Annotated in this window: 18 protein-coding genes; 7 read left to right on the top strand and 11 right to left on the bottom strand. The window is 39.1% G+C overall.

All coding sequences use genetic code 11. The features are described 5' to 3' along the window. Positions 1–490: 490 nt before the first annotated feature. Positions 491–1,450, bottom strand: coding sequence for a cysteine synthase A (gene cysK, locus RMY27_RS27030; protein WP_322667942.1), 960 nt, complete (start codon positions 1,448–1,450; stop codon positions 491–493). Positions 1,451–2,468: 1,018 nt separating this feature from the next. Between cysK and RMY27_RS27025 the strand changes: the two genes are divergently transcribed. From RMY27_RS27025 to RMY27_RS26995, 7 genes are all read left to right on the top strand, one after another. Continuing rightward, entirely contained in the window at positions 2,469–2,891 is a 423-nt protein-coding gene (locus RMY27_RS27025) for a hypothetical protein (RefSeq protein WP_322667941.1), read from the top strand. 35 nt (positions 2,892–2,926) lie between these two features. Next, the gene (locus RMY27_RS27020) at positions 2,927–3,214 is read left to right on the top strand and encodes a hypothetical protein (protein WP_322667940.1); all 288 of its coding nucleotides are present in this window, start codon (positions 2,927–2,929) and stop codon (positions 3,212–3,214) included. Positions 3,215–3,216: 2 nt separating this feature from the next. Beyond that, positions 3,217–3,528 carry a hypothetical protein gene (locus RMY27_RS27015; protein ID WP_292753940.1) on the top strand — a complete coding sequence of 104 codons (312 nt, stop codon included), beginning with the start codon at positions 3,217–3,219 and terminating at the stop codon, positions 3,526–3,528. A gap of 405 nt (positions 3,529–3,933) precedes the next feature. Continuing rightward, entirely contained in the window at positions 3,934–4,296 is a 363-nt protein-coding gene (locus tag RMY27_RS27010; protein ID WP_069068421.1) for a hypothetical protein, read from the top strand. Between the two features lie 148 nt (positions 4,297–4,444). Next, positions 4,445–5,452 carry an LLM class flavin-dependent oxidoreductase gene (locus RMY27_RS27005; protein ID WP_322667939.1) on the top strand — a complete coding sequence of 336 codons (1,008 nt, stop codon included), beginning with the start codon at positions 4,445–4,447 and terminating at the stop codon, positions 5,450–5,452. Further along, entirely contained in the window at positions 5,442–5,816 is a 375-nt protein-coding gene (locus RMY27_RS27000) for a hypothetical protein (protein ID WP_322667938.1), read from the top strand. The genes RMY27_RS27005 and RMY27_RS27000 overlap by 11 nt, the downstream gene beginning before the upstream one ends. A 147-nt stretch (positions 5,817–5,963) precedes the next feature. Next, positions 5,964–7,430 carry a Fic family protein gene (locus RMY27_RS26995; RefSeq protein ID WP_322667937.1) on the top strand — a complete coding sequence of 489 codons (1,467 nt, stop codon included), beginning with the start codon at positions 5,964–5,966 and terminating at the stop codon, positions 7,428–7,430. A 59-nt stretch (positions 7,431–7,489) separates the two neighbouring features. Here RMY27_RS26995 and hypB read toward each other — a convergent pair whose 3' ends face one another. From hypB to RMY27_RS26945, 10 genes are all read right to left on the bottom strand, one after another. Beyond that, positions 7,490–8,329 (bottom strand): hydrogenase nickel incorporation protein HypB, encoded by an 840-nt coding sequence (gene hypB / locus RMY27_RS26990; protein ID WP_322667936.1) that lies wholly within the window; start codon positions 8,327–8,329, stop codon positions 7,490–7,492. After that, positions 8,320–8,661, bottom strand: coding sequence for a hydrogenase maturation nickel metallochaperone HypA (gene hypA, locus RMY27_RS26985; RefSeq protein ID WP_322667935.1), 342 nt, complete (start codon positions 8,659–8,661; stop codon positions 8,320–8,322). The genes hypB and hypA overlap by 10 nt, the downstream gene beginning before the upstream one ends. Positions 8,662–8,680: 19 nt before the next feature. After that, complete coding sequence (gene hypE, locus RMY27_RS26980) at positions 8,681–9,784, bottom strand: hydrogenase expression/formation protein HypE (protein ID WP_322667934.1); 1,104 nt, start codon at positions 9,782–9,784, stop codon at positions 8,681–8,683. A gap of 58 nt (positions 9,785–9,842) precedes the next feature. After that, positions 9,843–11,006: a hydrogenase formation protein HypD gene (gene hypD, locus RMY27_RS26975; RefSeq protein WP_322667933.1), complete on the bottom strand. Its 1,164-nt coding sequence runs from the start codon at positions 11,004–11,006 to the stop codon at positions 9,843–9,845. A 129-nt stretch (positions 11,007–11,135) separates the two neighbouring features. Further along, positions 11,136–11,396 (bottom strand): HypC/HybG/HupF family hydrogenase formation chaperone, encoded by a 261-nt coding sequence (locus RMY27_RS26970; RefSeq protein ID WP_322667932.1) that lies wholly within the window; start codon positions 11,394–11,396, stop codon positions 11,136–11,138. An 80-nt stretch (positions 11,397–11,476) separates the two neighbouring features. Beyond that, positions 11,477–13,825 carry a carbamoyltransferase HypF gene (gene hypF, locus RMY27_RS26965; RefSeq protein WP_322667931.1) on the bottom strand — a complete coding sequence of 783 codons (2,349 nt, stop codon included), beginning with the start codon at positions 13,823–13,825 and terminating at the stop codon, positions 11,477–11,479. Continuing rightward, entirely contained in the window at positions 13,815–15,032 is a 1,218-nt protein-coding gene (locus RMY27_RS26960; protein WP_322667930.1) for a hypothetical protein, read from the bottom strand. The genes hypF and RMY27_RS26960 overlap by 11 nt, the downstream gene beginning before the upstream one ends. Before the next feature lie 630 nt (positions 15,033–15,662). Then, positions 15,663–16,508: a NifU family protein gene (locus RMY27_RS26955; RefSeq protein ID WP_322667929.1), complete on the bottom strand. Its 846-nt coding sequence runs from the start codon at positions 16,506–16,508 to the stop codon at positions 15,663–15,665. A gap of 56 nt (positions 16,509–16,564) precedes the next feature. Continuing rightward, on the bottom strand, positions 16,565–16,789 hold the full coding sequence (locus RMY27_RS26950) for a hypothetical protein (RefSeq protein ID WP_322667928.1): 225 nt from the start codon (positions 16,787–16,789) through the stop codon (positions 16,565–16,567). 8 nt (positions 16,790–16,797) lie between these two features. Continuing rightward, a complete protein-coding gene (locus RMY27_RS26945) occupies positions 16,798–17,064 on the bottom strand; it encodes a hypothetical protein (protein WP_322667927.1) in 267 nt (88 codons plus the stop codon). Between the last annotated feature and the right edge of the window lie 38 nt (positions 17,065–17,102).

Below are 17,102 nucleotides of genomic sequence, written 5' to 3'. Positions count from 1 at the left end.
TTAAGTCACTATATGCAGATAAGGTTAACTGGTGCTAAACAAGATTTAAAATAGACAGCACAAGGTTTTCACTATTGTTATGGTTGATTGAACGAGATATTGCTTCTGTCCACAGATATGTTAATCTTTACCCACGGAGACAGCAAGAGTTTCGATAAAATAAATCTTTTTGTCAGGGTAAGGGCTGTTTTTGTGAGGTCTGTATTGCACTCAACCTAGAAGCACTATATCTATATTTGGGTAGGCACGAACTGTAAGACCTGTAATAGGGGCAACCCGACATAAGCAAATTCCGCACAATAATCCCACTGTTTTTAAGGGGAATGAGCGTAGCAATATTTACGCAGTTGTGGGAGTGCCGAAGAGTTAAAAGCACTAATAACGTAATATGGGATGCGATCGCACTTCCAAAAGTAAGTTGTATTAATTTATATAAGAGCCAAATGAGAAGGACAGAGATGATTTGTTGTTCTCTTGTCCCCCTATTTGCTTAACGCACGCCAGCAGTTTCTAAAGACAAATCTTGAAACATGGGTGTGCTGAGATAACGTTCGCCAAAGGAAGGCTGAATCATCACAATTAAACGTCCGGCATTTTCTGGACGTTTACCGACTTGAATTGCAGCGCACAAAGCTGCACCAGAGGATATTCCAGACAATAAGCCTTCTTCTTTTGCCAAACGGCGCCCATAAGCGATCGCTTGTTCATCGCTGACTCGAATTACTTCATCAACCAATTCTAAACGAAGGACATCTGGGATAAATCCGGCGCCAATACCTTGAATTTTATGTGGCCCGGCTTCACCCCCAGAGAGGACTGGGCTATTGCTAGGTTCAACTGCGATCGCTTTAAAAGTCGGCTTGCGCTGTTTGAGTACTTCTGCAATCCCAGTAATCGTTCCACCAGTACCTACCCCAGCAATGACGATATCTACTTCCCCGTCTGTATCTGTCCAAATTTCTTCAGCGGTGGTTTCTTGGTGAACTTTGGGGTTAGCAGGGTTGCGGAACTGTTGCAACATAAAAGCATTGGGAGTATTAGCCACAATTTCTTCGGCTTTGCGAATTGCTCCCCGCATTCCCTCAGTTCCTGGTGTCAACTCCAAAGATGCACCATAAGCCCTAAGCATAGCCCGTCGTTCTTGGCTCATAGTCTCTGGCATCGTTAAAATTAACCGATAGCCACGCGCAGCTGCTACCATTGCTAGAGCAATTCCTGTATTACCAGAAGTAGGCTCAACTAAAATGGTTTTTCCTGGATAAATTGAGCCAGTGGCTTCTGCTGAGAGTACCATACTTAACCCAATGCGGTCTTTCACCGAAGCCGCTGGATTCATGCCTTCTAATTTAACAACTATTCTTGCAACTACTCCCTCAGCTTGAGGAATTTTGTTCAGTTGAACTAAAGGAGTTCGTCCAATCAGTTCTGTTACGTCTTGAGCAATCCGCATTATTTAACCCCTAAAATCCTAAATATTAGTACAGAGTATTTACTTATAACAATAAGCTTTGATGTATTTATTTTGCCGTTTAATGCCAATAAATCCATATCCTATATATTTTAACTAAACCACAAAACATTAAAGTTTAGAAAGAACTTTTATTAGATGTCCCCATTGATTGCGACTTCAACAGACGGCTAGCTTACCACCCTTCTATTTTACCATTTGAGATTGCTGATTATTATCTCTTCAGTTAAGATTACTGTTTTATTTCTGTATATATGAATAACTTTTTTCATTGTTTTCCATTTATTTTGAAAATAAATTAGATTTTCAAAATAATTAATTGCTTTTCCTCACTTGTTAGTCTATCTTTATCACAAGATATTAATATTTTCTTCTGAGTGCAGATTTTATCAGTTCAAAATTGCATCTAAAACAGTCTTTAACCATTGCCTACATTGCTTTGAGATTGAGTGCAAAAACCCCAGAACCCCACCTCGAAAATACTAGAACCCCATCCAAAAAACACTAGCACCCATACCCCAATGAATTTTTATAAGACTTATCAGGTAGGGATTATAGGCTGTGAGTACTATTCTAATCAATTTAATAATCTTAACAGGGCTGGGGTAAACTGTTTGGTGGAGAGCGGCTGATATAAATCGTATAGGATTTACGCAGAGATTCCCCTCTACCCCCCAACATTCCTGAGCGAAAGCTTAGTGAACTAGGGGGGACTTCTTAATCTCCCTTTTGAGAGTAGGATGAAACCAGATTCCCGAATCAAGTGCGTTTTTTCTGACTGAATAATCCTATGTTTTGCAAAAAGGGTGGTAACTTTTTATTAGTCGGTAGTCAGTAGTGACGAGAAAAATAACTGGCAACTAATGATTGTAAAAATTACCGATTACACATATTTTAATATCAAAACTGTTTGAGAGGTAGAAATTATATAACTACTTTAGATAAACAGCAAAAGATATTTTCTTACTGGGTGCATACTACCTAGCAAGGGAGAGCCAAGATGAAAGCTAAACTTTTAAATATTTTTACAGTTTGCGTCGTTACTTTAGTAATGCTTTCACCAGGACTAGTAGTATTTGGCATAATTTGGGAGCGACATCTGGAATTAGTAAAATCTCAGAATTTAGCTTACGAAGTTAACAACACAACTACAGATACTCCCGCCTTGGCTCCCCAGACAGAGGGTACACATTCCCCTCAGACTAGCATTCAATCCTCCGATCGTAATGTGGTTCATCAAATGCTTGCTGTTGCTGAACAATATAAATTTGCCACTATCCTGCAATGGTTCTTCTTGTTAACCCCGATTTGTGTTGGGTTAGGGATTCTTTTTTACGACAGATATCTAGTTCATCGTGCTGCTGTTTTAAGAGAACAAGTTGAAATGTTGGAAAGACTGTGGCACCAAAGTATCGAACAGTAACTTATTCACAATTTACTAAAATCAAGAAAATTACCATGACAGACCAAGAACAACGCCAAAGCTTGTATTTTAATCTGATTGATGAGTTACTTAGATGTCCTAATGGTCAAGAACCAGAGATTTTGGAATCTAAGCCCGAATTGATTGATTCCGGTTTAGTAGAAACAATGTTACAAGTAGCTACTATGTTTGCCCATGAAGGCAATCAAGATGGTGCAAAATTTTTATTTTTTGTGGCGCGTGAACTAGCTAAAGAATTAGGTTTATACCCGGAAGTTCCCAATACTGAAGTTGCAAATCCTGAAGTTGCAAATAAGGAGTAAAAATGTTGTTGACTTCAACGGATGCGGGACAAATAGCTTTAGAACTGCTCATGGCAGACTGGAATATTTCAGAAGAGAACAGAGAGTGGTTCACAATCTTTAGCTCTCGCCTGATTGGCGAGAGTTGGTACACTGTGGAACTAGGTATAGAAGGATTCCCTGATAGGTGGTTTATTCAAGTATATGACACTGGAGCGTGCGATCCAAACTATACATTTATTTCACCAATCCGGGGTTCTGAAGGATTTACGGACTTTGTAAATGTACCGGATATCATAGCAGAAGTCTTAGTTTGTGAACGCAATGCTCGCTAATAACAATTAATAATTCAATAGTTAGAATTCAATGTTGAGAGATGCTAGTTAAACGCATTCTATTTGAATTCATAATTTTCAATATCAGAGCAAATATACCTGAAAATTAGAAATTGTTGCTACACAAACTTTCGTCCATCTGTGCTGATTCAATAAATTTGAAATTCATGCAGGTAGGTTTTGTCTGTATAGCTGCGTTCGCCTTTGGCGTGCCGGAGGCATCATTCGATTCGCACTTGGTATTACTTTGATATTTCCTAGAATATAAAGATGCTTTACGCAAATTTGAGGTGATGCCAAATGAGGCACACCTCTTTTTTTATGTAATATTTAAGCTTTTATTTAAGCTTAATCAGCTATTTTGTCATATTTAATTGATAAAATTATGTTATATTAAATAGCGTGATGGACGCTACAGAAATATCAGTTCCAATGATTGCTGAAGATATCTTAGCCAAAGAATTCACAAGAGTCGTCAACCATTACTACCCGCAAGTTGGAGAATTGCTGGATGGGTGTTATGTGAAAGTCATCACCTGTTTTTGGGGACGACCTGCTAGACGTTTGCAATATATAGGAATTTATTGCTCTGACGAAATGATTTCCTGTGTGCAAGCTCAAAAAGAAATACTCAGAGAAGTGGCAGACAACATGGGTTTAATCCAGGTTGTTTGTATGAATGCCAAGCGATTGTTGCGCGATCCGATGTCGAAGGTCAAAGAGAACAACCCACGCCTATGGTTGGAGTTGCAGTGGGTTGCAACTTAGTGATTCATCGCATTAATTGAGAGGGGTAAATGCTTTTGTAGAGAGGACTTTATTCCTCAAATATTTAAGCACTAAAGTGCTTACTACAAACCTATCGACCACTAGAATAATCAGCACCTACGGTGAATATAAAGTATCAACGCAAGTAATGAAAACTGGAATTTTCTGCAATTACGATAATTTTCACCAAGATGCTCGTCGTGCCATCTTTGAGCAAGTTGCACTGGTAAAACAGGCAGAAAGCTTAGGTTTTGAGGAAGCGTGGGTGAGTGAACACCATTTTAGTGAATCTAATCTCAGCCCGTCCATGTTAGTGTTAATGGCACACTTGGCGGGATTGACTTCAACTATCCAATTAGGCACTGCGGCGGTGTTGCTGCCATTCCATAACCCCATTAGGGTGGCGGAAGATATTGCCACTTTGGATAACCTGTGTAATGGACGATTATTATTTGGAGTTGCCAAAGGCGGCCCCTTTCCTCAACAAAACAAGCATTTTGCGACACTCCCAAGTGAATCCCGTCCCAAGATGCTAGAGGCGATCGCACTGATTCAAAAGCTCTTATATGAAACTGATGTATCATTTAATGGGCGATATTATCAATGCGATCGCTTAACGATTTACCCAAAACCATTGCAAAGTCAAATACCAGTGTATGTTGCCACTGGGGGTGATGACGGTATCGAGCTTGCTGCTAAACATTCCTTCAGCTTGATGGGTGGGCCGCCATTTTCTTTAGAAAGATTGAAGGATACTGTTACCAAATATCGAGCCTTAAATTCTAGTGGTGCGGAAAAATTAGTGCTGGCACGCTTCTTTTTTATTGGCAAAACATTTGACGAGGCGGTGAGTGAAGCGTTACCTTTCGTTCGCAAATTTAGCCAAAAAATGAAAGCTAATTCGGCTGAATTATTGCAGAATAATTCGAATCCCAACCAAAAACCATTCGACCGCACAAATATTTGTTTCGATGAAGATTATTTGATTGAGAACTCAATTATCGGTGATGTGGAGACTTGTCGAGACAAAATCAAGAAATTTCAGGACGAATTAAATTTAGGTACGCTAGCACTCAAACCCTCGTCTGCGGATTTGCAAAAAAACCTAGAGAGTTTGACGCGCTACAACCAAGAGGTGCGAAATTATGTCTTCTAAACTATACCTGCTTCCTCCCGATGATTTACCTCCCACTGAGGTAACGAAACAGGATGGAATGCTGCAAATGGAGCTAGAACAATCTACTGGCAGATGCTTTTATCTAGCTTGCGATCGCATTACGCGAGTACTGTTATCTAATTGTCAATGGTATCTGACAACAAATGCTACTATCCTCACATTAATTATTGACTGCCCTGACTTAGTATCTTACTGGCATATCGTCAGCAATATTCCCCAGTTGGGTAATAGGTTAGAGCGGTTTGCTAGCAATGGTAAAATCCGCGTTTATCCGCCATTCGGCAAAGGAACGCCGTTTGAAATCAGCGTAAATGAAATATCAGCTTATCGAGATTGGCTTTGAGGTAAATAGGCACACACTAGGAATCCTACAAAATATAGCTGATTCATCCTTACTACACCCTGTACTTCTAAAGTGCAGGGTGTTGCAATTTTAGAAGAGTTACAATATTGTCTGTCTTTTCTTTTTATTTCAGATAACTCAGAGTGTATGCGCTGGCAACCTATAGATAATTTACCGCAAGATTGGCAAAATTTGGCTAGTTCAGAGCTACCACCATTAGTTACTGTCTGGAATGAACAAGCTGACCGTCTTCGTAACTCTGGTGCATTCAAAGTTTTTATGGAAAAGATGCGCCGGGAAATAGCAATTGAAACCGGAATTATAGAGCGACTTTACACAATTCCTCAAGGTATTACCCGATTACTTATTGAGCAGGGTATCAATGAGGCACTAATTCCACATGGAGTTACAGACCGACCTATTAAGCAAGTTATAGCCTTGATTCAGGATCAAGAAATGGCTATTGAGGGATTATTTGATTTTGTAGGTGGTCAACGTTCTCTTACGCCGTTTTATGTAAAGGAACTGCATCAGCTGCTTACTAGAAATCAGACTAATACAGAAGCTTTAGTTCCATCTACAGGACAAATTATTAGTATTCCTCTAATCCGAGGTGATTGGAAGAAGCAGCCTAATAATCCATTGAGAGCAGATGGTTCCATTTATGAATACTGTCCACCGGAACAGGTAGCATCTGAAATGGATAATCTCATTCAATGGCATCATCAGCATCAAGAAAACCAAGTTGCACCAGAAGTAGAAGCTGCATGGCTGCACCATCGATTTACTCAAATTCATCCGTTTCAAGATGGAAATGGGCGAGTTGCTCGTTGTCTTGCTAGCCTGGTTTTTATTCAAGCTAGATGGTTCCCTCTTGTACTTACGCGTGATGATCGTTCAGCTTATATTACATCTTTAGAACAAGCGGATCAAGGTGAATTGTCTGGCTTGATTAATTTGTTTGCTAAAAGTCAGAAACAGTCATTTATTCGCAGTCTTGGTTTGTCAGAGCAAATCCTGTCAGAGACAAGGCAGACTCGTACTATTCTCGCATCTGTTACTGATAAACTTAAACAGCGTCAGTTAGCATCAATTCAAGAACGATGTAAAGAAGCTGAGAGATTTGCCGAAAATTTATTTAATATAGCATCCAATCGTTTGCAAAATATTTCTGAAGAAATCAAGCTATCTGTACAAAATTTAGTACGAGATGCTCAAGTTTTTACAGTATCAGCTTCAGCAGGGGATGAGCGTTCATATTATCATCGCTATCAAATTGTGGAGACAGCAAAACAGCAAGGTTACTTTGCTAATCTCCGAAGCTATCACAGTTGGGTACAATTGATTATTAGAGTAGAGACACCTACAGTTATTTTGCTTTCATTTCATGTTCTAGGGCAGGAGTATTTAGGCTTACTTGTATGTTCTGTATGTGCTTATCACAGGGATGATACAGAAGAAGGCGATCGCAATATTAGTGATATTCAACCTTTAACAGAATCACCATTCCAATTTTCTTATGCAGATGAAGAAGATAACTTGGTGAAGCGCTTCAATGAGTGGCTAGAAGAAGCTATTATTACAGGACTAGAATACTGGAATAGAAGTCTCTAATATCTTCTAATCTTTGCTGTTCCTTAAAAAGAATTAGATATTCGTCAAGCGGTAAGAGATTAATGTTGACAAGTTTTTAACTTTTCAATTAGCCACGCATACCAATTTTCTAACCCAGCACCAGTAGTTGCAGAAACCTGAAAAATCTGAATTTGGGGATTTATTTGTTTAGCATAAGCTATGCACTTTTGAACATCAAAATCTACATAAGGTAGTAAATCAATTTTGGTGAGAATCATGATATCACTAGCACGGAATATATGCGGGTATTTTAGTGGCTTATCTTCTCCCTCCGTGACTGAGAGAATTACGACTTTTGCCTGTTCTCCTAAATCAAATAAGGCAGGACAAACCAAATTTCCGACATTTTCAATCATCACAACTGAATTTAGTGGCGGATTCAGTTGTTGTAAACCCCTGTCTATCATTGATGCATCTAAATGACAGCCTGTTCCGGTATTGATTTGGATGACTTTAGAACCTGTTTCTTTAATTTTTTTGGCATCGTTAGCAGTTTCTTGGTCGCCTTCAATGACACTAATAGATAATTGATGTTTTAAATCATTGATAGTTCGCGTTAAAAGAGTTGTTTTTCCAGCACCGGGAGAACTCATTAAATTTAAAGCGAGAATATTACGACCTTTAAACCATCCCCGATTTTGGGCAGCTATTAGGTTATTTTTTGCTAATATATCCTGTTCTAAAGATATTGTTGTGTTGTGTATTTTGGCATGAATTTCAGGTGCTTCTATATGAGTGTCATGACTGTGGGAGTGAGCGATCGCAGTACCATCTGGTAAAGTATGAGTATGATGATGGTGGTGATGTTCAGCTTCACCTGTTTCTAGATTGGTAATTTTAGTTTTGCCATCATCAGAACAACCACAAGTTACACACATAATTCCTCTATTTCTATTTCTTTAATTTTAAGTTCTTCGCCAGTAATTAAATCTAATTCCACGCTACCACAGTTACAGATTCCGAACGGTTTATCCAAATTAACTTCTGCACCGCATTGGCGACATTTTGCTAAACCGGGAATTTCTAAAATTTCTAATGTCGCCCCTTCTAAAACTGTGCCTTGAGTGCAAATATCAAAACAAAATCGGATAGCATCAGGCATAATGGCTGAAAGTTTGCCAATTTCTAATAAAACTCGCTGCACTTTTGCGCCTTTGGCGTGTTCAGTCACAATTGCCACAATATTTTGGGTAATTCCAAATTCGTGCATATTATAAATTTATTAAAGATTAACAAATTCGTGGCAATTGGTCGCCTACTAACATATCAACAATCCTTTCAGCACCAAAAGCTGTTTTTAATAATACGATACCTGGAGGTGAAGTAATAACTTCGCCAATAATACAAGCATCTTTGCCTGCTGGGTGGGATTTCATAGCTGATAAAACATTTTCAGCATTCTTTTTTGGAACCACCACAACTAACTTACCTTCATTAGCTAAATACAATGGGTCTAAACCGAGAATTTCGCAAACTCCGTTGACTTCTTCACGCACTGGGATAGATTCTTCAAAAAGACGAATTCCCACATCCGAACTGAGGGCGAATTCATTTAGGACTGTAGCTAAACCACCGCGTGTAGCATCTCGCATAGCATGAATTTGGGGACATACACGGAGAATATTTTCTACTAATCTATGTAAGGGCTGACAATCACTTTCAATATTAGTTTCTAAAGCTAATTCCCCACGGGCAATTAAAATTGCTGTCCCATGATTGCCTATTTCACCATTAATTATTATTGCATCTCCAGGTTTAATGTTATGAGCAGAAATGTTAACTCCTCGCTGGATGACACCAATGCCAGCAGTATTAATAAAGAGTTTATCGACTGCACCACGATGTACAACTTTTGTGTCACCAGTGACAATTTGAATACTCGCTTTTTCTGCGGCTATTTTCATGCTGGCTACAACACGGCGCAAGGTTTCAACGGGTAATCCTTCTTCTAAAATTACGCTACAAGTTAGGTATAAAGGTTTAGCACCGCTGACAGCTAAATCATTAACTGTGCCGTTTATGGCTAATTCTCCTATATCACTACCGGGAAAAAATAAAGGGTCTACTACATAAGAATCTGTTGTAAATGCAAGTCTGTCTCCTTGTTGTAGGAGAGGGGCTAAGTTGAAGCTGGCTTGGTCTTCTAGTTGTGAGAGAATTGGGTTATCAAAATTGCTGATAAAGATATCGTCGATTAAATCACGCATGGCTTTACCACCGCTGCCATGTGCGAGAGTTATATGAGTGTCTTGCACTTTAGTTTGGCGACGGCGGACTTTTTCTATTTTCTGAAATAGGAGATTTTGTATTGGGTTTGTGGGGAAAATATTCATATTAAAATTTTTTTTAACGCAAAGGGACGCCGAGGAAAGCGCAGAGGGACGCTGAGTATTATTCTGAGGAGAAGCCGCAGGCGGGGAGAGGTTCTTGAGTTATTTTTGGTTTTTGGACAATTGTGGAGAGTCGCCCATATTTGTAATAGGCTGCACAAGCGCCTTCGGAAGATACCATGCAAGTACCGATTGGTGTTTCTGGTGTGCAAGCTGTACCGAAGACTTTACACTCCCAAGGTTTTAAGACTCCTTTGAGAATTTCTCCACATTTACAAGCTTTATGGTCGGCTACTTTGAGATTAGGAATGGTAAATTTAAGTTCGGCATCAAATTGGGCATATTCAGGTTGAATTTGTAATCCTGAATAGGGGATGTCACCTAAGCCACGCCAATCAAAACTATCTCGCACTGCGAAAACTTTGTTTATGGCTTGTAGTGCTACTGTGTTCCCAGTTTTTTCTACAATTCGGTTATATTGATTTTCAACTTCACAACGATTTTCTACTAGTTGTTGCAATAGCATCCAAATTGATTGGAGAATATCTAAGGGTTCAAATCCTGAAACGACTATCGGCTTATTATATTGTTGGGAAATAAATTGGTATGGGTCACTGCCAATTACCATGCTGACATGTCCAGGGCCAACAAATCCATCTAGTTGTAAGTCGGGATTATCTAATAGTGCTTTGAGGGCGGGAATCACGAGAACGTGATTGGAAAACATACTAAAGTTATGAATTTTTTCGGCTGCTGCTTGCAGAATGGTGAAGGCGGTGCTGGGGGCTGTGGTTTCAAAGCCTAATGCGAAGAAGACTACTTCTTTGTCGGGGTTATCTCTGGCAATTTGCAGGCTGTCTAGGGGAGAGTACACCATACGGATGTCTGCACCTTGTGCCCTGGCTTGCAGTAAAGTGGTTTTGGAACCGGGAACTCGCATGGCGTCGCCAAAGGTGGCAAAAATGACGTTATGATTTTGAGATATGGCGATCGCATCATCTAATCTCCCCTTTGGCATAACGCATACTGGGCAACCAGGCCCATGAATTAGTTCGATGGTTTGGGGTAAAATTTCTTCGATACCGTATTTAAATATGGAATGGGTATGTCCGCCGCATACTTCCATGATTTTGATGGGTTTTTCTAGCTGGCGACATAATTTGGCGATTTCGCGGAGTATGGCTTCAGCTTTTTCCGGTTCGCGGAATTCGTCAACATATTTCATAGGAAGTGAGGTGTAATGAGTTTTATGTATCTGTTAATTTCGCTTTTGTGGTAGAAAGTTTTTTAACGAACCGCGTTTGTGCAACGTCTTTTAGAGAAGCCTCATCTAGATTTAAACCTACTGCCTTCTTCACGTACTAATCCCTGCTTGTGCTGCTGCTAATTCTTGGAATAGTTGTAATGTCTCTGCCGCTTCTTGTTCGTTAATTCGATTCATAGCAAAGCCAACATGTACTAATACCCAATCCCCAATACAAGCTTCAGGGGAATGTTGTTCATCTACGATACAAGCAATATTTACCTCGCGCTTAACACCACCAATGTTAACTATGGCTAATTTATGGTTAACGTTGGTAATTTCTATAATTTGTCCGGGGATTCCTAAGCACATTTTTCTATTTTTTAGGATAAATTAACCGAAGAGGCGCGGAGAACACAGAAAAAATTATTTGTGAGAAAAATTTTCAAATCTCAATGCTCATGTATTAATTGAGCGGCTGCTATCACTGCTTGTCCTAAAGATAAGCCGCCGTCATTAGCTGGAACTAAGCTGTGAGTAAGTACTTTTATTCCCAATGTTTGTAATCTTTTGGTAACTTGTTCTAACAATATACAATTTTGAAATACTCCTCCTGTTAAAGCTACCTGATTAATCAGATTCTCTTGACTAAGATGCTTAACCATTTCCACAATTGCATTAGCTAAACCTTGGTGAAATTTGGCAGCTATAACTGCTTGGGGAATCTGCTGCTGTAAGTCATTTAGCAAGGCTTGCCACATTGGACGCGGGTCTATACAGTAAATACTATCTAAAAAGCCAAAATTAAAAGGGTAGATTAGCGTTTCTTTATCATTATTTAAGCTGCTAACATCTACTATAGCTTCCATTGCGATCGCAGCTTGTCCTTCATAGCTACATTCTTCTCTATAAATACCGATAGCCGCCGCCACTGCATCGAACAATCGCCCCACTGATGAAGTTGGAGGAGAGTTAATCCTTTTTTCTATAAGTTGATTTAGTAGCTTAAGTGGCTTGTTTCTGAAAAAATTAAATATTTCTAAGTCAGTATACTTTTGTTCGCAATCATTCCAAAGATTAGCAGCTAATAATTGAGCATAAGTATTACGCCAAGGCTGATAAATAGCTTGTTCCCCACCAATCATTGCTACTGGTTTCAATGTTGCTAATCGTTGAAATTTTCGGTAATTTGCTAAAATAAATTCTCCACCCCAAAGTGTGCCATCATTGCCGTAACCCAAACCATCTAAAGCAATACCTAATATTGGAGGTGAATCTAAAGGAATCCCATTTTCCGCCATGCAAGCGGCGATATGGGCGTGATGATGTTGAACTGGATAAAGTTTGATTTGATTTATGCCTGCAAGTTCTTTACCAAGTTTGCTTGAGAGATATTCAGGATGTTTATCAATGGCAATTATTTCTGGTTGATGCTCAAATAGATTTAAGTATAAATTTAAATTTTCTTGGTAAGCATTAAAAGCCGCAGCATTTTCTAAATCTCCTAGATGTTGAGAGAGAATTGCTTTTCCTTCACGCAATAAGCAAAAGGTATTTTTTAACTCACTGCCCATTGCTAAAATTTGCGGTACTTTCTGAAATCCCAGTGGTAAACTAATTGATGCTGGTGCATATCCTCTGGCACGGCGAATTGTTTGAACTTTATCACCAAGAACACGCACAACCGAATCATCTACCCGATTAATAATCTCTCGATTGTGAAAGAGAAAATAATCAGCAATTTTCCCTAATTTTTCCCTTGCTTCTTCATTATTAAGACATTGTGGTTCATCAGTCAGATTGCCACTTGTTAAAACAATTGGGCGATTCATCCGCCGCATAATTAAATGATGCAACGGCGTATAAGGTAGCATAAAACCAAGGGTATTTTGCCCTGATGCTACTGACGATGCTAATTGTTTTGTACCTGAAGCTTGTAATAAAACAATTGGTGCAGCAGAACTTGTTAATAATTCTTTTTCTTTGGCGTTGACAATACAATATTGTTTAATTATTTCAACATCCCGCGCCATTAAAGCAAAGGGTTTATAATAGCGCTTTTTTCGCTGACGCAGTTTTTGTACAATGCTTTCCTGTGTTGCATCGCAAGCTAGATGAATACCACCTAACCCCTTAATTGCCACAATCTCACCTTTTTGTAACAAGGTACAAACAGCATCGACATCATCCAACATCGAAAACATGGAAGCAGTAACCGATTTCCCATCGGCGCGTTCTAACCAAGCTGCGGGGCCGCAAACATGACAAGCTATAGGTTGGGCGTGAAAACGGCGATTTTCGACATCATGATACTCCTTTCCACATTCCGAACACATGGCAAACGCAGACATACTGGTATTGCATCTGTCATAAGGAATCGCACGAATAATACTCAGGCGGGGGCCACAATGAGTACAGTTAGTAAAGGGGTAGCGATAAAAGCGGCTAAAGGGGTCGAATATTTCTTGTTGGCATTGCAAACAAGTGGCGGCATCAGGAGTAATTTCTGTTTTAATGGCATTATTGACACTACTAGAAATCACAAAATGATCAAATTTCAATTCACTTTCATAAAGAGTTCTAGTTAGTTGATTAATTCTTGCCAATGGTGGACATTCTGTTTGTAATCTGGCAACAAATTTTGTGATTGCTTCTTCACTACCAGATACCCTAATTAATACACCTTCGCCATCATTACAAACATCTCCACCCAAACCGCAGGCTTTCGCCAGACGATAGACAGTAGGTCGAAATCCTACTCCTTGAACAGTACCACGAACTCTAATTTCTTCAGTCGGCATAGTTAAAGTGCCACAGCAAAATTCGGTTATTTCCAGAATCAGCTATCACTGCTGTATTGCCACAAATTTTTATCCCGTAACACCAATTTAAGCTATCTCGTTTAGGTAGTCCGAAATTACGATTTTCACCTTTACTTTGAAAATTTATTTGTCCTCCTAACCCATCTGCCACCGCACCTTGCAGTGATAAAGTTGATTTTGACTTTCTCCAACCTAACAACCGGGAATTAGCAGTATCTGCAACTACTAACCAATCTCCAGCCACCCCCACACCATAAGGCATACTCAAACTACTAGCAGTAGGATAATAAACTCCTTGATTCATTTCCACAAAATCAAAGCTTTTTTGTCCTAAAACTACTGCACAAGGGACATTGTTTTCTGTTGGGATTCCCTGCCAAATCATCACTCGGTGATTACCTGCATCGCTGACAACCAAATTTTTTCCCCAAAGGGTGATATCGTGACACCAACGCATACTCGCTGCGGTTGCAGAAGCACCGCCGTTTTCATTGCGAGATATCATATCTGGTTGCCCCAAAACTAAATCAGCAGGTTGACCATTTTCTGTTGGTAATTGATGCCAAATTAATACCCTTCGATTACCAGTATCGGCAATAAATAGCTGCCCTTGATGATAAAAAACACCATAGGGCCAGTGCATTGTACTAGCAGATGCTGCTTGATTTCCTTGATTTGGTTCATTATCGGTAAAATTAACTTGCCCTAACACCAAATCTGCTGGAACATTATTATCTTCTGGTAAGTTCTTCCAAATCAAAACCCGATGATTCCAAGCATCTGCTACAGCTAACCCTTCGCCACAAGGACAAATCCCTGTTGGTACACTTAAGGTTGCCCTTCCCGGTTTAGTTTTAGCATTTTGTCCTTCATGATAAAAGTCAGGTTGTCCAATTACCCAATCAGCCGATTCACCATCTCTGGTGGGTAAATTCTGCCATCCTAATAATCGATGATGTCCTGTATCTGATACCCATAATGGGCCAGTTTCTGATAACAAACAAGCAGCACGAGGCCCAAACATTGTTGTGGCATTGGGTGCTACAGGTATAACTAATTGCTCTGGTTCAATAATGTTGCCTAAAATTACCTCCGCACCTTGAGATGATAGAGGTAAATATTGATGATTTTCTGTTGCTTCTAGCGGTAATTGTGATATGGAACTAATTATGTTTGGGATATCCATGAACCGCAGATAGAGGCTGATAATTATTTAAAAACATTAATGTTGATTAGCATGTAACAATAGTAACGGTTTTGCATTATGCTTTTTTCAAATTCAGTTAAAACCTCTAATCAACTTCTGTATTAATCAAGCTTAAAAAAATTAATATGGCTTTTAGTAAGTTTTGCTACATAGCGAATCTTTGGCATGAGTGCGCGATTTACTGAAATGAGAAAGCAAACTGGGGTTTGAGAAAGTAAAAGCTTATTTTACTTGCGGAAAACACTAAAATGAGTAAGTCAAATGACCTTTTACTTGCGGAAAACACCAAAATGAGTAAGCAAACTGGAGTTTGAATAAGTAAAAGCTACTTTTGCTTGCGGAAAACACTAAAATGAATAAGCAAACTGGGGTTTGAGTAAGTCAAATGACCTTTTGAGAAAGTAATATGCCTTTTTACTTTCTCAAAACACTAAAATCAATACCTGAATTACACAAATGAGAATGAATTTAGAGATATTGAGAAAGCATTCGGACATTTTGCTTGCACAAAACACTAAAACGAATGCGCGAACTACTGAAATGAAAAAGCAAATTAGCCGTGATTGACTAATTGCCAAGTGTATTTGCTGAAATATCATCTTCGCATGATCATTTTTGTAGTTTCACAAAAACCTTATCGTCTTTAACTTTGACTGGATATGACTGAAGCGAAACATCAGGAACGGTTAAACATTTACCTGTCTCCAATTTGTACTGGAATCCGTGGGCAGGACAGGTAATAACACCATTTTCAACTTTACCCTTTTCTAAGGGAGATCCTAGATGGGTACAAGCATTACGATAAGATTTAACTGTAACGCCTTGACGATGTAAAATTAGTGAAGTACCAGCAAGTTGTACTGCAATTACGCTAAACTCAGGAACTTCATCAATAGTTGCTACTTTGATCCAAGTACAAGTTATTTTTGAAGAGAATGGACTGATTAAACCAGAATTCGCATTTTTAACAGCAGCGCTATTATTGACTGCAACAACTTTAGTAATTTCAGGACAATGGTTTTTTATTGCCTGTTCTACTCCCTGAGATAAAGTCAAAGTAGAAGTCGGACAACTGCTGCAAGTTCCGATTAATCTAACTTCTACTGTATCTGGTGACTTAATTGCCACTAATTCTACATCCCCATTGTGGCTTTTTAAACCTGGGCGAACTTCTTCCAGGGCTGTTTCAATTCGCTGTGCTAGTGATGGTTTTGGTGGTTTTACTAACTCGTGATATAGTAGCACTGCATACACTAATTCATCTGCAACAGCATGACGCAAAGCTGGCATTGATTCTTGTTTTAGGCTTTTAATCAAATTAGTCAATGCAGCTTTATGCAAAGCTTCGATTGCTCTTTTTAGACCTACTGCTACACACCGTTGGCTTTCATCCCACTCGGATATAATTGCCTCAAAACGATTAATTTCCTGAACTAATTCTTCAAGATTTGTCATTTGTCATTGGTCATTTGTCATTTGTCTTTTGTCATTGGCTATTCATCAATGACCAATCACTTCATTTTGAAGTCCTTAAGGAGAAATGGCATAATCATGCCCGTCACTAAGCTAGATAAAATTATTGGGTAGTAGAAAGGAATTGGAGCTTGTGCAAGTAACACTAGCAGTAAGAAACCTATAGCAATACCAGTAGTAGTTTGCTTGGCAAAATACATTGGGTCGCGTATTAGCTTTCCTTTAAAAAATAACTTGGCAGAAAGCCACCCTATCTCTAACATGTTTTCTCCTAATAAGTTGTCAATAAACTTAAAGTAGCAAGCCCTAAAAGAATGGCAGGAATTACACCCGCCGGGGCCAATAATGCACCAAGCATTGCTGAAAATTGATAGCCTATATCTTTACCAGCTAACAGCATTCCACCAATTGCACCGCCGACCATAGACAAGATTAATGCTATGATTAGCCACGAAACTTCTGTTGCTATGTTCAATTCACCATCTGCTAAACTTGTGATAAAATTTATCACGTTTGAGTGGGTAAAAATATCTCTCATACTGTTTTGTCCTGATTGTTAGTAATTCGGGGAGTAGG

The sequence above is a fragment of the Nostoc sp. DedQUE09 genome (genome assembly GCF_034530915.1).
GTDB lineage: Bacteria > Cyanobacteriota > Cyanobacteriia > Cyanobacteriales > Nostocaceae > Nostoc.
This window is presented reverse-complemented; position numbering and strand designations above follow the sequence as displayed.

Bases quoted from the DNA above. Each gene is read 5' to 3' on its own strand.
- cysK (WP_322667942.1), bottom strand. From the start codon at position 1,450: ATGCGGATTGCTCAAGACGTAACAGAACTGATTGGACGAACTCCTTTA.
- RMY27_RS27025 (WP_322667941.1), top strand. From the start codon at position 2,469: ATGAAAGCTAAACTTTTAAATATTTTTACAGTTTGCGTCGTTACTTTA.
- RMY27_RS27020 (WP_322667940.1), top strand. From the start codon at position 2,927: ATGACAGACCAAGAACAACGCCAAAGCTTGTATTTTAATCTGATTGAT.
- RMY27_RS27015 (WP_292753940.1), top strand. From the start codon at position 3,217: ATGTTGTTGACTTCAACGGATGCGGGACAAATAGCTTTAGAACTGCTC.
- RMY27_RS27010 (WP_069068421.1), top strand. From the start codon at position 3,934: ATGGACGCTACAGAAATATCAGTTCCAATGATTGCTGAAGATATCTTA.
- RMY27_RS27005 (WP_322667939.1), top strand. From the start codon at position 4,445: ATGAAAACTGGAATTTTCTGCAATTACGATAATTTTCACCAAGATGCT.
- RMY27_RS27000 (WP_322667938.1), top strand. From the start codon at position 5,442: ATGTCTTCTAAACTATACCTGCTTCCTCCCGATGATTTACCTCCCACT.
- RMY27_RS26995 (WP_322667937.1), top strand. From the start codon at position 5,964: ATGCGCTGGCAACCTATAGATAATTTACCGCAAGATTGGCAAAATTTG.
- hypB (WP_322667936.1), bottom strand. From the start codon at position 8,329: ATGTGTGTAACTTGTGGTTGTTCTGATGATGGCAAAACTAAAATTACC.
- hypA (WP_322667935.1), bottom strand. From the start codon at position 8,661: ATGCACGAATTTGGAATTACCCAAAATATTGTGGCAATTGTGACTGAA.
- hypE (WP_322667934.1), bottom strand. From the start codon at position 9,784: ATGAATATTTTCCCCACAAACCCAATACAAAATCTCCTATTTCAGAAA.
- hypD (WP_322667933.1), bottom strand. From the start codon at position 11,006: ATGAAATATGTTGACGAATTCCGCGAACCGGAAAAAGCTGAAGCCATA.
- RMY27_RS26970 (WP_322667932.1), bottom strand. From the start codon at position 11,396: ATGTGCTTAGGAATCCCCGGACAAATTATAGAAATTACCAACGTTAAC.
- hypF (WP_322667931.1), bottom strand. From the start codon at position 13,825: ATGCCGACTGAAGAAATTAGAGTTCGTGGTACTGTTCAAGGAGTAGGA.
- RMY27_RS26960 (WP_322667930.1), bottom strand. From the start codon at position 15,032: ATGGATATCCCAAACATAATTAGTTCCATATCACAATTACCGCTAGAA.
- RMY27_RS26955 (WP_322667929.1), bottom strand. From the start codon at position 16,508: ATGACAAATCTTGAAGAATTAGTTCAGGAAATTAATCGTTTTGAGGCA.
- RMY27_RS26950 (WP_322667928.1), bottom strand. From the start codon at position 16,789: ATGTTAGAGATAGGGTGGCTTTCTGCCAAGTTATTTTTTAAAGGAAAG.
- RMY27_RS26945 (WP_322667927.1), bottom strand. From the start codon at position 17,064: ATGAGAGATATTTTTACCCACTCAAACGTGATAAATTTTATCACAAGT.